Source organism: Pseudomonas sputi (genome assembly GCF_021603585.1).
Classification (GTDB): Bacteria; Pseudomonadota; Gammaproteobacteria; order Pseudomonadales; family Pseudomonadaceae; genus Aquipseudomonas; species Aquipseudomonas sputi.
In genome coordinates, this window is the sequence record NZ_BQHI01000008.1 from 103,935 (window position 1) to 118,854 (window position 14,920).

The window sequence follows — 14,920 nt, forward strand, 5'->3', positions numbered from 1 at the left end:
GTATTTATCAGAGAGACGCGCATGAGCGCTTGCTATAAGCGTAGAGCAAAGGTCGGGCCACTGCCGTGCAGGTCAGGCAAATCAAGGCCTTGCGAGATTTGTGTCGGACAAATGGCAAGCGTCTGTGACGGTATCGGTACGGCTCGGGTGACAGTTTGTACCGCTTTTGGCACAGCCCGTGACCGGGCGGTCTTGCCAGCATTGCAAAGACCGGTGGGCTGGAGGATGCTGGGCACCACTTCACGCATGGGCCGATGAGCCTCGGGGAGAATAATAAGAAATGCACGACAACCATTTGAGTCGCCATGCCCAACAGGTTCTCACCGTCACCCAGGGCAAGCCGCACCTGCATGGCCCCGGTGCCGACCCGTCGATCGCCCGCTCGTGGCTGCGCTGCCTTGAGGACTATCACCTCGACCCGGCCCTGACCATGGCGCCGACCGTGCTCGAACACGGTCGCATCCTCGAAAGCCGCGAACGGCTGCAACAGGTGTTGCAGATTGCCGGCAGTGAAATGAGCAGCCTGCATCAACAACTTTCCGGCGCCGGCCACGCGGTATTGCTGACCGACGCGCGCGGGGTGATCCTCAACTGCGTCACTGCCCCCGCCGAACGCAAGATCTTCGAGCGCGCCGGCCTGTGGCTGGGTTCCGACTGGAGCGAGGCCTGCGAAGGCACCAACGGCATCGGCACCTGTCTGGTGGAACGTCAGGCTTTGACCATCCATCAGGACGAACACTTTCGCGGCCGCCACACCGGCCTGACCTGCTCGGCGAGCCCGGTGTTCGACCCCCACGGCGAACTGCTGGCAGTGCTCGATGTTTCTTCCGCGCGGCATGACGTCTCGCGCCAGAGCCAGTTCCACACCATGGCGCTGGTCAATCTGTCGGCGAAGATGATCGAGAGCTGCTATTTCCTGCGCTGCTTCGATAATCAATGGTTGCTGCGTTTTCATCTTCAGGCCGAGTCTGTCGGGCTGTTCAGTGAAGGGTTGCTGGCGTTTGACGGGGAAGGGCGGATCAGTGCAGTCAATCAGAGTGCCTTGAACCTGCTTGGGCACATTCGTGGCGGCTTGCTCGGCAAACCGGTGGAGGCGTTTTTCGATTGTTCGCTGGATGAATTGCTCGGGCGCGCCAGTGCCAATGCCAGCGCCAGTTGGCCGTTGCGCACTCGTGACGGGCGGCATCTGTTTGCGGTGCTGCGCGGTGAAACCCGCCGGCCGCTGCCGGCAGCATCGGCTCCTGCGGCTGTCGCAGCGCCGCGTCTTGCAGGCATTTGCCTGGGGGATGCGGCGTTGCAGGCAGATTTTCGCAAGTCGCTGCGGGTGTTCGAGCGCGACGTGCCACTGCTGATCAATGGTGAAACCGGCTCTGGCAAGGAAGCTTTCGCCAAGGCTGTGCACAACGCCAGTCAGCGCGCCGGCAAAGCGTTCGTCGCCCTCAACTGCGCGGCAATTCCCGAGAGCCTGATCGAGAGCGAGCTGTTTGGCTACCGCGGCGGCAGCTTCACCGGTGCGCGCAAGGACGGCATGCGCGGCAAGTTGCAGCAGGCCGACGGTGGCACGCTGTTCCTCGATGAAATCGGCGACATGCCACTGGCCTTGCAGACTCGTTTGCTGCGGGTGCTCGAAGACCGGCAAGTGGTGCCGATCGGTGGCGAACCGGAAGCGGTCAACGTACGGATCATCAGCGCCACCCACCGCAATCTTCTGGAGCGGGTCGGCGATGGCAGTTTTCGTGAAGACCTGTATTACCGGCTCAACGGACTGGAAGTGGCGTTGCCGCCGTTGCGCGAGCGCAGTGACAAGTCGCAGCTGCTGGATTTCCTGCTGGCCGAAGAGGCGGGCGGGGAAAAGATTCTGATCGAAGAGCCGGCGCGCCAGGCGTTGCTGGGCTTCAACTGGCCGGGCAATGTGCGGCAGATGCGCAATGTGCTGCGCACGTTGGCGGCGTTGTGCGATGAAGGGCGGATCGGACTGGAGGATCTGCCGGCGATGTTCCGGCAGGTGCAGCCGCTGTTGGTCAAAACCGATGAGGCGGCATCCGGACAGCCGCTGGAAGACGCCGAGCGGCAGGCGTTGCTCAATGCGCTGGAACACACGCGCTGGCACATGACCCAAGCGGCTCAGCAACTGGGCGTGAGCCGCAATACGCTCTATAGAAAGCTGCGCAAGCACGGGATCGCCCGAACCGCCTGAATACTCCTGCAGAGCGTGGGAACGATCACGGTCGGATGAACAGCTAAAGAGTGCGGTTTTCACCTCCCTGCGCTAACCTGCGGCCATGTTTTACGAGGTCGACTATGCACATTCATATTCTGGGTATCTGCGGGACTTTCATGGGCTCGATGGCGGTTCTGGCCAAAGAGCTGGGCCACCACGTGACCGGCTCCGATGCCAATGTCTATCCACCGATGAGCACCCAGCTCGAAGCCCAGGGCATTGAACTGACTCAGGGCTACGACCCGGCGCAGCTTGATCCGGCGCCGGATCTGGTGGTGATCGGCAACGCCATGTCCCGCGGCAACCCGGCAGTGGAATATGTGCTGAACAAGGGCCTGCCGTACGTGTCCGGCCCGCAGTGGCTGGCTGACCATGTGCTGCAAGGTCGCTGGGTGCTGGCGGTTGCCGGTACGCACGGCAAGACCACCACCAGCAGCATGCTCGCCTGGGTGCTGGAACATGCCGGCATGAGTCCGGGTTTCCTGATCGGCGGCGTACCGCAGAATTTCTCGGTGTCGGCGCGTCTGGGCGGCACGCCGTTCTTCGTGATCGAGGCCGACGAGTACGACAGCGCGTTTTTCGACAAGCGTTCGAAGTTCGTCCACTACCGTCCGCGCACGGCGATCCTCAACAACCTTGAGTTCGATCACGCCGACATTTTCCCCGATCTACCAGCCATCGAGCGGCAGTTCCACCACTTGGTGCGGACTATTCCGAGCGAAGGCCTGGTGATTCACCCGACCACTGAACCGGCCTTGCAGCGGGTGATCGAGATGGGCTGCTGGACCCCGGTGCAAACCACCGGTGCCGGCGGCCAGTGGCAGGTCAAGTTGCTCAAAGACGATGGTTCGGCGTTCGAAGTGATGTTCGAAGGCGTGTCCCAAGGCGTGGTCGAGTGGGAATTGACCGGTCAGCACAACGTCGCTAACGCCTTGGCGACTCTGGCCGCCGCGCGTCACGTCGGTGTTGTACCGTCGATGGGCATCGCCGGGTTGAGCGCGTTCAAAAGCGTCAAACGCCGGATGGAAAAAGTCGCGGAAGTGCGCGGCATCACCATCTACGACGACTTCGCCCACCACCCGACCGCCATTGCCACCACCCTCGACGGCCTGCGCAAACGCATTGGCGATGCGCCGCTGATTGCGATCATCGAACCGCGTTCCAACTCGATGAAGCTCGGCGCACACCGTGACGGTCTGCCGGACAGCGTGGTCGATGCCGATCAGGTGATCTGGTACGCCCCGGCCAACCTCGGCTGGGATCTGGCGGGCACCGCCGCGTTGTGCACCGTGCCATCGATCGTCAGCGATTCGCTGGAAGGCATCATCGAACGGGTGAAGAGCCAGGCCCAGCCTGGCACCCACGTGGTGATCATGAGCAACGGCGGCTTCGGCGGCCTGCACGGCAAACTCGCCGAGGCGTTGAAATGAACACGCGTTTGGTGAGCAATGGCCCGGAGCGCATCACGCTGGCGATGACCGGCGCATCCGGCGCCCAGTACGGTTTGCGCCTGCTCGATTGCCTGGTGCGCGAGGACCGCGAGGTGCACTTCCTGATCTCCAAGGCCGCGCAACTGGTAATGGCCACCGAAACGGACGTGTCGCTGCCGGCCAAACCGCAAATGATGCAGGCGTTCCTCACCGAATATACCGGCGCGGCTGCCGGGCAGATCCGTGTGTACGGCAAGGAAGACTGGATGTCGCCGGTGGCTTCTGGATCGGGCGCCCCGGCGGCGATGGTGGTGGTGCCGTGCTCGACCGGGACCTTGTCGGCCATCGCCACCGGCGCTTGCAACAACCTGATCGAACGGGCGGCAGACGTGACGTTGAAGGAGCGTCGCCAGTTGATTCTGGTACCGCGCGAAGCGCCGTATTCGAGTATTCACCTGGAGCACATGCTCAAGCTGTCGAACATGGGCGTGACCATCCTGCCGGCGTCGCCGGGCTTCTATCACCAGCCGCAGACCATCGATGACCTGATCGATTTCGTGGTGGCGCGGATTCTCAACCTGCTGGGCATTCCCCAGGACATGCTGCCGCGCTGGGGCGAGCACCACCTGAGCAGCGATGAATAAGCTGCTGGCGATCCTGCTGGCGTTGCAACTGACCGGCTGCGCCACGGTGCGCACGCTCGATGCTGCCAAACCGGGGGCGCCGGTGGTGTATTCCGGCACGCGGCTGGATCTGTACGCCATGCAGGGCGGGTGCTGCCCGATGGACCGCTTCGGTGCCGAGGCGCCGAGCTATCCAGGGCTGGATCTGCCGGCCAGCGCATTGCTCGATACGCTGCTGTTGCCGTTGTCGTTGCTCACCGTGATCGGCGTCGGCTTCCAGGCGACCGGGGGGCTTTGAAAATCAATGGCTCGACCCGTCAGGATCGAGCCATTGATGCCTTCTACAGAGTGATCGTTTCGAGAGGAAAGACGATGTCGTTGGAGAAAATGTCTTTTCCCGCCGGTAACTCCAGCACACGTTTGCCGGCTTTTGCCAGTTCATCGATCAACACGTCGTATTCGTCCCGATTCAGGTCTCCGGCCCGGGTGCGGGCCTGGATCGCATCTGCATGGTTTTGACTTGAGCCGGTGCCACGTCCAAGCGCCTGTGCGTGTATATCGCCTACGGTGGCCGCACGGGTCATGCTCGAGTTGACCAGCCAGACGCGCCGGGAGGTGAACCCGATCGACGACACCGACACATGGCCTTCCCATTTCCGGCTCGGCAAGCGTGTCTGGTCGATCCGCGTTGGGTTGTAGACAAGATTATCCTGCCCTGGAACAACCTCTACCGTGCGGGTGTCGAGCACATAGCAAAACCTGATGCGTTGGGCGTCGTGCCCCGACGTGCTGCCATTCGGCGGTTGCGATTCGCGGTCTGTCGACGGACTGTCCGGCCGAGGCTCGGAGGCATTTGTCACGCCGTCGCCTTCCTTTGCCAAACCCATTGCGGCCTTGAGGCTGAACAGCGCGCTGACGGCCACCCCGCTCGTGGTGGCCTCGGTCACGGCTTCTTGTGGAAGCATGGCTGAGGGCCGGGCAATATCGAAGGGCGTCCGGCTATCCACTTTGAATACGGCAGGAATATCGGTCCTGTACAGATAACCATGAGCGTTGCGTTTAAATCCGCAGTACACCAACAACCTCTCAAAGAACGGTGGGCTCAGGCTGGCTTTCATCAGGCTGAGGCCCTCTCCCTGGTTTCTCAGCCTGATGATTTCGGCATGGAGCTCCGGCACAAACGGATCGAATTCCTTTGTATGGGTCAGGACCGTCGTACGCTCTTGATGGGTTTTGACCCACGCGGGTAACTCATCGTTGATGCGATTCTTGAACTGCCCTGTCGACGATAACTCCTTGCACAGCCGTCCAAGCTGCAGGGTGGACAGGTTGTAGGGGCGGAAGCGGGCAATGACGTGCACCAGCGGCTTGAGCGGAGAGTCCGGATTGGTCCACAGCCGCAAGTAGTTGATCAATTGTTCACGCAGAGACGGGTATTCCCGCGGCTCGACCCAGGTCGGCTGTTTCATGTGGAGCGCGACATCCTGGCGAAAACGCACGATATCTTCCCCCTCGATCCTGTACAGGTTCCAGATATCAATGTCTCGCCAGTAGGGACGCAATGCCCGTTGATTGACCGAATAGCTGACCGGTCTGACGATGGTCAGCTTGTCGCCTTCAGGGAACGCCACTTGGGTGAGCGGGCCGTGACTGTCATCCAGACCAGGCTTGCGCCGCATTTCGACGTAGCCATGAAAGTTTGTCTTGTCGAGGTCCCAGGTGTAGTGACTGTGGTCACCGTAAGCCGGCGTGGTGTCGGTTGGCTGCGGCGTACCGGAAGGTGTCAGGTGCGTTGACGGCGTTGACGTGGTTGAGGCCTCGGGGTGCTCCGGCGTATCGGGTGTCGGCAGGCGCGGCAACGGCGGCGGCCTGTCGGGCGTGCGGCGGTGCAGCGTGACGGATTCGAGGTGTTCTGCCCACTTGGCGGGCGTGAGCCGTTGGTGCTCCAGAAGGCGGTTGAACAGGTTGTGGTCCATCTCTGGACCTAGCCAGCGGCGAAGCTCCTCATACAGGTACTTGTTCTCCATCCGTTGTGCCCGAACCCTGGCCCATTGAGGCTTCTTTCCGGTTTGATGAGCTTCAGTGCGAAAGCGCGTGATGTCTTCGCCCTGCAAACCGTAGAGATCCCAGATGTCCCGGTCTGTCCAGGCAGGCAGCAGTTCGGCTGGCTGATCGATGGCATGAGAGGGAGACGCGACACGGACAAACGCTCCGCTTTCGTCCATGAACGCATGAAGCAGTGGAGGGCCGACGGAGTCGTCCAGACGCATTTTGCGGTGCATGACCACATAGCCGTGGTGATGAGGCAGTGACTGGTCCCAGAGATAGTGTCGGGTGTCGACGTAGGCATCCGTCATGTCCGACTGTGGCAGGGGGGGGGTGCTTTGGTTGAGGCTGAAATGTCTGTTCCGGGTGGTTATCTGTCTGCCTGGGGCTCGCCGGTTCTACCAGGAGGTGGGTGTTCTCGGGCTCGTCAACCCGCCAGGTATTACTGTCGGGATCGAAGTGCAGGGCAGGGCCTGAGGCGTGTGTTTCCTGAGGACGCATGGCCCGGTAAGTGCCGACGCTTTCGTCCCAGGCGACCATGACTGTTGTGGTCGTTGTGTACTGTACCTCGGCATAAATGCGCCCTCTGTGGACGCGCAGCCCTTCGGCGTTGACATTGGGCAACAGCGTTCGCGTTTGGGGCGCAAGCTCATAGTCGCGGATCGAGCCGGTCGAGTGCGGCGCGCTCGACGAGACGGGCAAGTCACGAACCTGTATCGCGGGCAGCGTGTCGCTTGAAAGTGGCTGGGGTGCCGGCTGCCGCCCGGGTTGATGGACGGAAGGTTCTGCGACTCGAATCGGTCCTGGAGGCTGGAAATGCTGGATCGGCAGTTGCGGCACTGTGTCAGGAGGATTGTTCGGTGTGACGGGGACATTTCTGAAGGGCGTTCTGGGGCTCATCAAGGAATCCTTTCATTGATTGGCTGACGTGCGGGATTGCCACCCGAAACGGGACGGCAGGCACCGACAGGCTGGTAAGCACGTTATCCATGAACGCAAAGGAGCAGGAGGTAGTTACTTAGGACATGGCTGGTGACAAGACCTGGCTTGTTTCGGTCTTGTCAGGAGGTTCACTGCAAGAGCCGCGGCTCCGTTGAAAACGGTTGTCCGGATCTGCATCGAACCCCCGACGTGAGTGAACTCACTTGCCGAGCTTTCTCAGTTCATCCGACTCGACAATCCTTACCCCGTCCTGCTCTTCCAGTGCGAGACGCCACATGGCACGGGCCAGTTGGCAAGCTTCGATCCCCCGGTATTTGCCGGGAATCAATTTAGAGAGCGGTGCGGCCAGCTGTTCGCCCAGGCGGGGCTCGCTGCGTTGGCCAAGTAACAGCGATGGTCGGCAAATGGTGAGTTGCGGCCAGTTTTGCGCACGCAAGGCGTATTCCATTTCACCTTTGACCCGGTTGTAGAAAATCGAGGATCGGCGATCGGCCCCCAGTGCGCTGATCACAATCAGGTGCCGTGCACCCATTTCCCGGGCGCGTTTGGCGAAAGCGACGACCATGTCCAGATCCACGGCGCGGAACGCCTCTTCGGAGCCAGCCTGCTTGATGGTGGTGCCAAGGCAGCAATAGGCGATGTCGACCCGGCCGGACAACTGCGGCAGGAAGGTCTGTGGGTCACCGACCGGGTTTTCCAGGTGCGGATGCTCGGCCAGCGGCCGGCGTGAAGGGGCAAGGACACGACTGATGGTCGGCTCGTTGAGCAGACGGTCGAGCAGATGTTCACCGGTCAGACCGGTGGCTCCGGCAAGCAAGACATGCTGAGGCGTCAAGTACATAGTGTCTCTCCCTTGATACTGTTCAGCTTAGTTGCTCTTTATCGCTCCGTCGTTCAACGCAGCACTTTGCAAGGCTTTTCTCGCTTGCTGTTTACGCAGCAGTTGCCAGTGCGCCAGCACGGTTTTCGGCGCCCAGATCTGCGGTTCAGAGGCTTCGAAGTTGTCCGCCAGTTCGCGCTCGGCGACCGTGGCCCGGGCCAGCTTGAAGGCTTGCTCCAGGTCGTCGGTCTGGTTCAATGCCTGGGCAAACAGGGCATCGCCGAAGTAGGTGAAGTTGGCCTCCTCGGAGCAGCCGAACGACACGCGGTCGGCGCGCGAGGCGGTCATGATCAGCGTGCGTTCATCCTTCAGTGCCGGAATGAAACCGCCGGAGTAGCACGAGGAGATGACAATGATCTTGTCGCGGTTCTTCAGCGGTGCGAGCACGGCGGCGAGTTCGTCGGCGGGCAGGTCGGCCAGTTCCATGCGCGGCTGGTCAAGCACCAGTTCGTGCTCGGCGGTGCCGTGGCTGGTCAGGTAGATGAAGACCAGATCTTCCGGGCCGCTGCGTTCGGCCAGGGTTTGAGCGGCGCGACGCAGATTTTCGCGGGTGGCCATCGGCCGGTCGCCGAGGTGGTCACGGTGGTTGACCAGGCGGATCTGGCCAAAGGCGCCGAAACGGCTGGTGAGCATGTTCGCGACGTAATCGGATTCGCGCAGGAACACGCTCTGTTTGCCATCGCCGCCGAGGGTCAGGGTGTACAGCTCCACCGCCGGAGTCGAGGCCGGCACATTGGCCAGCGCCTCGTCGAGCAGGCGACCCTGGGCCAGCAGGCCGAGCTCGAGGGTGTCGGGCAGCAACTTGCCGGCGGCATCGCGTACCCGCTGGCCGTTGATCCAGGTGCCGCTGAGCACGCTGCCATCGGTGAGCACCAGGGTGCCACGTCCGGAATAGCTGTCGCTGTCGAATCCACCGACGTAGAAACTGCCATCGGACAGGTTCAGGCGGCCCTGACCGCTGAAGCGCCAGTCGTTGAAATAGCCGATGTAGTGGCTGCCGTCGGCGCCGATCAGTTCACCCTTGCCGGTCAGCGCGCCTTCCTTGAACTGCCCGAGCCAGACGTCGCCGTCGGCGTTTTCGTAGCGGCCCTTGCCGTGCAGTTGATTGTTCTTGAAGCCGCCGACGTAGATGTCGCCATCGGCGCTGTTGAACGTACCGTTGCCTTCGAGCTGGCCATTGACGAAGTGACCGGTGAACTGATTACCGCTGGCATCGCCACGCTGGCCTTCGCCATTGGGTTTGCCGTGGGCGAACTGGCCTTGATAGGAACTGCCGTCGTCCAGCTCCAGGCGGCCGAGCCCGGAATACTGGTCGGCCTTGAATTCGCCGCGATAGGTCATCGCGTTTTCCTTGAGGGTGCCTTCGCCGTCGCGCCGGCCCAGCTTGAAACCGCCGGTGTAGCTGCCGGTCGGGGTGGTCAGCGTGCCCTGGCCGTCGAACAACCCTTGCTGGAAATTGCCGCGATAGACCTCACCATTGCTGCCGTGCCATTCGCCCTGGCCATGCCATTGCCCCTTGTCGAACGCCCCGGCGTACCAACTGCCATTGGGGTAGTCGACCCGGCCCTGGCCTTGCAGCAAGCCATCGACCAGTTCACCGCGATAGCGGCCGCCGTCGGGCAGGCGCGCATCCGGCGGCAACAGCGATTCGCCGTCGCCGCACGCGGCCAGCAACAGGGTCAAGGCAAGGGGAGCAAGAGGGGCGAATGAGCGCATAGCGGGATCCGGGCAATTAGGCGACCGAGTATGCCGCAGCTATGTGACCTTATACAGCCGGCAGGGAGGAGCGGATGCGAAACAGCGTGAGCCGCTTCGCATCCAGGCACTTAAACGAAGCAGAGCGACAGCGGTTCGGCGATGTAGGCCGGTTTGTCCGAGCCTTCGATCTCCAGGGTGGCGGTGGCCTTGAGCAGCCACTGGCCAGGTTTTTTCTCGGTGACTTCACCCAGATCGACCTTGAGCCGGACCTTGGAGTTGACCTTGACCGGCTGGATGAAACGCACGCTGTCCAGACCGTAGTTGACAACCATCTTCACGCCTTGCGGCAGGATCAAGATGTCTTCCATCAGTTTGGGGATCAGCGACAACGACAGGAAACCGTGTGCAATGGTGCTGCCGAATGGCGTTTGCGCGGCTTTGACCGGGTCGACATGGATGAACTGATAATCCCCGGTGGCTTCGGCGAACAGGTTGATGCGCTCCTGATCGATGGTGAGCCATTCGGAACGTCCGAGTTCCTTGCCGACATAATCTTTGAGCTCTGCAACTGGAACATAGGGCATTGAGACTCTCCTTGGGTTCATCGGTTTTGTAGTTTTTCAGGTAGGGGATTTGACCGCCCTGCGAACCACTGTAGATCATCATGGCGATTTGCTCAGGTCAACCGACCATGCTTTTGGCGAATGCCGATCCATAGCGCAGGCGTGCTTATAATGCGGGCGACCTGCAAGGTGAAAAGTAAGACGGAGATGTCGGATGTTGCTACGTGGCCTGACCATGCTGGTGCTGTTTCAACTGCTCGGCACGGCCCTCAATCATTTGCTGTTGCCGGTGCTGCCGGGGCCGATCATCGGCCTGTTGCTGTTGCTGGTATTTCTGATCGTGCGCGGTGAGGTCGGCGAGCCGCTGAATCTTGCGGCCGGCAACCTGTTGCGTTATCTGCCGTTGCTGCTGGTACCGCCGGCGGTGGGCGTGATGGTGTACGCCCAAGCGATTGCCGCGGATTTCTGGGCCATTGTCGGTGCGCTGGTGGTGTCGCTGATTCTGTCGATGGCCTTCGCCGGGGTGCTGATGCAGCGCCTGGTCAAGCGTCACGCGCCACATTCGGAGGAGTCCTGATGCTGTTCGACTGGCAAGGCGCCTGGGCTTCGGTGATTCACCATCCCCTGTTCGGCATCGGCATCACCCTGGGGGCTTATCAACTGGTGCTGGCAGCGTTCGAGAAAACCCGCTGGATCTTTCTGCAACCGGTGCTGGTCTCGATGCTGCTGGTGATCGGCGTACTGGTCGGCTGCGGCCTGACCTACACCGAGTACCGCAAGAGCACGGAAATCCTCAGCATCCTGCTGGGGCCGGCGACCGTTGCGCTGGCCGTGCCGCTGTATTTGAATCTGCGGCGCATCCGCCAATTGTTCTGGCCGATTTTTACTACGCTGGTGATAGGCGGGGTAGTCGCCACGGGCATGGGCGTGGCGCTGGGCTGGTGGTTCGGCGCCGATCACATGATCCTGATGACCATGGCGCCCAAGTCGGTGACCTCGCCGATCGCCATGCTGGTGGCCGAGCAGATCGGTGGCGTAGCGGCGCTGGCGGCCGTCTTCGTGCTGATTACCGGGGTGATCGGCGCGATCTTCGGCCCGGCGCTGCTGAACCGCCTCGGCGTGCACAGCCCCGAGGCGCGCGGCATGGCGCTGGGCATGACGGCGCATGCGGTCGGCACGTCGGTGGCGTTGCAGGAAAGCGATGAGTGCGGTGCCTTCGCGGCGCTGGCAATGAGTCTGATGGGCGTGGCCACGGCGGTGTTCCTGCCGTTGGCGGTGTCGATGGTGGTGTAGGGAAATGTCTATGAGTCTGCCGCTTTTTCCGCTGAACACGGTGCTGTTTCCCGGCTGCAATCTGGATTTGCAGATCTTCGAGGCGCGCTATCTGGACATGATCGGCCGTTGCATGAAACAGGGCGGGGGCTTTGGCGTCGTATGCATCCTCGAAGGGCACGAAGTCGGCGTGGCGCCCGAAGGGTTTGCGATGGTCGGGTGCGAAGCGCGGATCACCGACTTCCAGCAACAGGACAACGGCCTGCTGGGAATCCGGGTGCAGGGCGGGCGCCGCTTCATGGTGCAGCGCACCGAGGTACAACGCGATCAACTGATCCTGGCCGAGGTCGACTGGCTGGATGAAGAGCCTGAGCAACCGTTGCAGGATGAAGACGCGGATCTGGTAGCGCTGCTCAAGGCACTGGCCGAACATCCTATGGTCGAGGCGCTGAACATGGGGACCGAAGCGGTTGGCCAGCAGTCGCTGGCCAACCAGCTGGCTTACCTGTTGCCTTTTGCCGAAGAGGACAAGATCGATCTGCTGCAACTCGACGATCCGCAACAGCGCCTGGATGCGATCCAGGCGCTGCTCGATGAGTTGCAGGGGGAGTTGTTTGCATAGGACCGGCTGATCGGGTCCGTTAATCGGGCCAGACAATATCGCTGGCGAACCAGTCCTTGCCCGGGTCGAGCGTCAGTATCGGCTTGCCGGACTTCGCGACCTTGTCGATCAGTGCGTCATATTCATGCTGGTTGTGGACGCCCCTGTGGGTGCGTTCTTCAATACTGCGATTGCTCAACCATCTGTCTTTTCCGGCCTTGGCCACATCGTCGACTTTTGCCGCTCGGGTATAAGTTGAGTCGAACAGCCAGAGCCGGCTGGATTCGATGCCTTTTTTTGAAGTCGAGATCAGCGCTTCGAGATCATCGTCGGGAAACCATGCCCCCTTTTTCTCCATGGACGGATTGAACAGCTCATTTTCTTCCCTGAGCACGACTTCCATTTTTCGCGTGTCGATGATGTAGGCGAAAATGAATCTCTGGTTATGTCGAGTCGTTTCGTAGTTGCGCTCCGAATCCAGTTCCACATCAGAGGCATCAGACCACTCATTATCGGACTCGCCCGCATCGTGGTCAGGCTCGCCGGGTTTCTTGCCGGGATATTTGTTCTTCTGGTTGTTGTAGAGCAGGTATTCCGGATCCGGGGCATCCCTGCCTTTGCCGGCATACTCCGTGACCAGCTTCAGACTGACCGTTGCACTGATAGGCTTTTGGGTGGTCGCGCCGCGCGGATGATTCAAGCGCGGCAGCATTCTGCCGTCGTCATAAAACTCGAACGGCGTTCGTTCATCGGCCCTGAACAAACCGGGAATGTCGATGCGGTAAAGGCAGCCGTTACTGTTGCGCAGGTAACCAAGACTGCCTAGAGCCCCGTCGAGAAAGGGCCGGCTCAGGCTTTGGTCGAGGTCGACAAGGTCGCCGCGCCAAAGCGTGCCGTTCCTTGTGGGAATGATCAGCGGCTCAATTTCCTGGCGAAGTTGATCGAAGCGCCCCGGATCGTTCTCGTCGAGCGAACGCAACCGGTGCTGCTCTGCCCACTGCGGCATTTGTCGCGGGTTGTCCAGCAGGTCGTTGCGCAATTGCACATGTTGCCCGGGCGAAAGGTTGTAGTTGCGCAGGTGTTCAGTCACTTCATCCAGCGTCTTGCGCGGATGCAACCAGCGCAAACCATCCATGATCAGATCCTGCCTGGCATTGTTGGTCACCAGCGGTTTGACCCAGTGTGGCCGATGGCCGCTGGTCTGGGCTTCTTCCCGGAAACGGGTGATGTCCCGGCCATGAATGCCGTAAGCCTCCCAGATCTGATGATCCTTCCAGGCCGTCAGGTGGGTGGGCGAGCCATTGAAACCGGCTGGAGGTTCGTCAACCCGTACCCAATAGCTGTCTGGCCCCTTGAATCCGTAGAAGTAATCGGCGTCCGGCGAACTGTGGAAATGTTCTTGCCGTCGGTAATACCCCTGGTCGTCAAGCTCTATCCAGTGAGGCATGGGGTCCAGATGAGGACGCGTCAATGGCTGGAAAGGTTGCGGTTGGAAAATAGTTGGGCGCTTGGCCTGCGAGTCGTCCTGTTCAGAGGCTGGACGTTTGGCCGGTGGTGCTTTCGGCGGTTGGTGGGCAAGGCGCCAGGTTTTCTCGCCCGGATCTCTTAGGATCAGCGGGCCGGGCGCCAGTTTCCTGTACAGGTCGGTTACCCGATAGGCGCTGTGGGCTGCGTCGAACTCCACATGCACGGTGCCGATGTCCTCGATATCCACAAACCGGCGGCCGACGACAAAACGAAAGCCGTCGGCGTCCGCTGCCTGCATATTGCGCAACAACGCCTGGTTCAATAAATAGCCGGTCAACCCGCTGTCTGGCGCGGGCTGAACATCGGGCAGGTCTGAGATCTCGACTCCGGGCATGGCGTCGCCATCGACGGAGTGACTGCCCGGACCCTGTCCGGTCGAGACGGCAGGCCCGTTTGTATTCTCCGGGTGTGGCCAATGCAGTACCGGTATTTCCACCTCTGAACGCGGTCGATTGACAAACGTGTCCGTTGGCGTTTGCGAATGCCCTCTTGGAAAATTTGATGAAGGGGGGATCTTTGGGCGCATCGTGTCATTCCTTGACGGTTGAAATGTTGGTCCAGTGTTCGATTCAGATCGTTACTGCTTTTGCAGCCGATTTTTTTTCGATGACCAGGCGTTGCGGTTCGATGAGGCGTGTGGCGTCGCCGCGGGCTGTCCATTGAGCGGTAGCCGCGTTGTAGAAAATCTTTGCGTCAGGTGCATCGGGCAGATGGATGTTCTCGATGGGAACGTTATCGCTTTCCAGCATCTGCCGGCTTTTATGGTCGTCAACCAGGGCGACGACTGCCTGGGTCGAGGCACAAGACAGCGCATTGACAGCATGCAGACTGATCACCTCGAACAGTGTATTGACCCGATAGCGATGCCCCGCAGAGTCGATGACGTCGATGGTTTCCAGGGGCAGCGATGCGTCGTTGCTGTCGGGCAGGTGAATGTGAACGCTGCCGATCTTGAGCAGGTCATCCTTGATGGAGAGGTGGCTGTCGCTGATCGTTTCCTGCAGCTGTTGCGTATGAATGTGCCAGGTCGATGATCCCAGGTCGCGGGCGTCCGCTTCGGCGGTGGACAGGCGAATGGACATATTGCTGGCCGGGTACAGCGCGTACGTCGAGGATC

General features: G+C 61.0%; 12 protein-coding genes. 7 read left to right on the plus strand and 5 right to left on the minus strand.

Annotated features, from left to right (window positions below):
• Window positions 1-280 precede the first annotated feature (280 nt).
• The 4 genes from L6D81_RS14030 (at window position 281) to L6D81_RS14045 (ending at window position 4,572) form a co-directional block, all read left to right on the plus strand.
• Window positions 281-2,197: a sigma-54-dependent Fis family transcriptional regulator gene (locus tag L6D81_RS14030; RefSeq protein WP_236180225.1), complete on the plus strand. Its 1,917-nt coding sequence runs from the start codon at window positions 281-283 to the stop codon at window positions 2,195-2,197.
• A 104-nt stretch (window positions 2,198-2,301) separates the two neighbouring features.
• On the plus strand, window positions 2,302-3,651 hold the full coding sequence (mpl, locus tag L6D81_RS14035; RefSeq protein ID WP_236180227.1) for a UDP-N-acetylmuramate:L-alanyl-gamma-D-glutamyl-meso-diaminopimelate ligase: 1,350 nt from the start codon (window positions 2,302-2,304) through the stop codon (window positions 3,649-3,651).
• A complete protein-coding gene (ubiX, locus tag L6D81_RS14040; RefSeq protein WP_236180229.1) occupies window positions 3,648-4,295 on the plus strand; it encodes a flavin prenyltransferase UbiX in 648 nt (215 codons plus the stop codon). The genes mpl and ubiX overlap by 4 nt, the downstream gene beginning before the upstream one ends.
• On the plus strand, window positions 4,288-4,572 hold the full coding sequence (locus tag L6D81_RS14045) for a YceK/YidQ family lipoprotein (protein ID WP_236180231.1): 285 nt from the start codon (window positions 4,288-4,290) through the stop codon (window positions 4,570-4,572). The genes ubiX and L6D81_RS14045 overlap by 8 nt, the downstream gene beginning before the upstream one ends.
• A gap of 43 nt (window positions 4,573-4,615) precedes the next feature.
• On the opposite strand, the gene L6D81_RS14050 is transcribed toward L6D81_RS14045, so the two are convergent.
• From L6D81_RS14050 to L6D81_RS14065, 4 genes are all read right to left on the minus strand, one after another.
• The gene (locus L6D81_RS14050; protein WP_236180233.1) at window positions 4,616-6,631 is read right to left on the minus strand and encodes a hypothetical protein; all 2,016 of its coding nucleotides are present in this window, start codon (window positions 6,629-6,631) and stop codon (window positions 4,616-4,618) included.
• Window positions 6,632-7,461: 830 nt separating this feature from the next.
• Entirely contained in the window at window positions 7,462-8,103 is a 642-nt protein-coding gene (locus L6D81_RS14055; protein WP_236180235.1) for an oxidoreductase, read from the minus strand.
• Window positions 8,104-8,130: 27 nt separating this feature from the next.
• Window positions 8,131-9,858 (minus strand): C13 family peptidase, encoded by a 1,728-nt coding sequence (locus tag L6D81_RS14060; protein WP_236180237.1) that lies wholly within the window; start codon window positions 9,856-9,858, stop codon window positions 8,131-8,133.
• A 110-nt stretch (window positions 9,859-9,968) separates the two neighbouring features.
• Complete coding sequence (locus L6D81_RS14065) at window positions 9,969-10,424, minus strand: MaoC family dehydratase (protein WP_007909575.1); 456 nt, start codon at window positions 10,422-10,424, stop codon at window positions 9,969-9,971.
• 193 nt (window positions 10,425-10,617) lie between these two features.
• Between L6D81_RS14065 and L6D81_RS14070 the strand changes: the two genes are divergently transcribed.
• Genes L6D81_RS14070 through L6D81_RS14080 form a run of 3 tightly spaced genes read left to right on the plus strand, consistent with a single transcriptional unit; the run spans window position 10,618 to window position 12,297 of the window.
• Window positions 10,618-10,980: a CidA/LrgA family protein gene (locus L6D81_RS14070; protein WP_236180238.1), complete on the plus strand. Its 363-nt coding sequence runs from the start codon at window positions 10,618-10,620 to the stop codon at window positions 10,978-10,980.
• On the plus strand, window positions 10,980-11,696 hold the full coding sequence (locus L6D81_RS14075; RefSeq protein WP_236180240.1) for an LrgB family protein: 717 nt from the start codon (window positions 10,980-10,982) through the stop codon (window positions 11,694-11,696). Before L6D81_RS14070 ends, L6D81_RS14075 begins: the two co-directional genes overlap by 1 nt.
• Before the next feature lie 10 nt (window positions 11,697-11,706).
• Window positions 11,707-12,297: an LON peptidase substrate-binding domain-containing protein gene (locus L6D81_RS14080; RefSeq protein WP_236180242.1), complete on the plus strand. Its 591-nt coding sequence runs from the start codon at window positions 11,707-11,709 to the stop codon at window positions 12,295-12,297.
• 19 nt (window positions 12,298-12,316) lie between these two features.
• On the opposite strand, the gene L6D81_RS14085 is transcribed toward L6D81_RS14080, so the two are convergent.
• The gene (locus L6D81_RS14085) at window positions 12,317-14,137 is read right to left on the minus strand and encodes a hypothetical protein (RefSeq protein ID WP_236180244.1); all 1,821 of its coding nucleotides are present in this window, start codon (window positions 14,135-14,137) and stop codon (window positions 12,317-12,319) included.
• Window positions 14,138-14,920 lie beyond the last annotated feature (783 nt).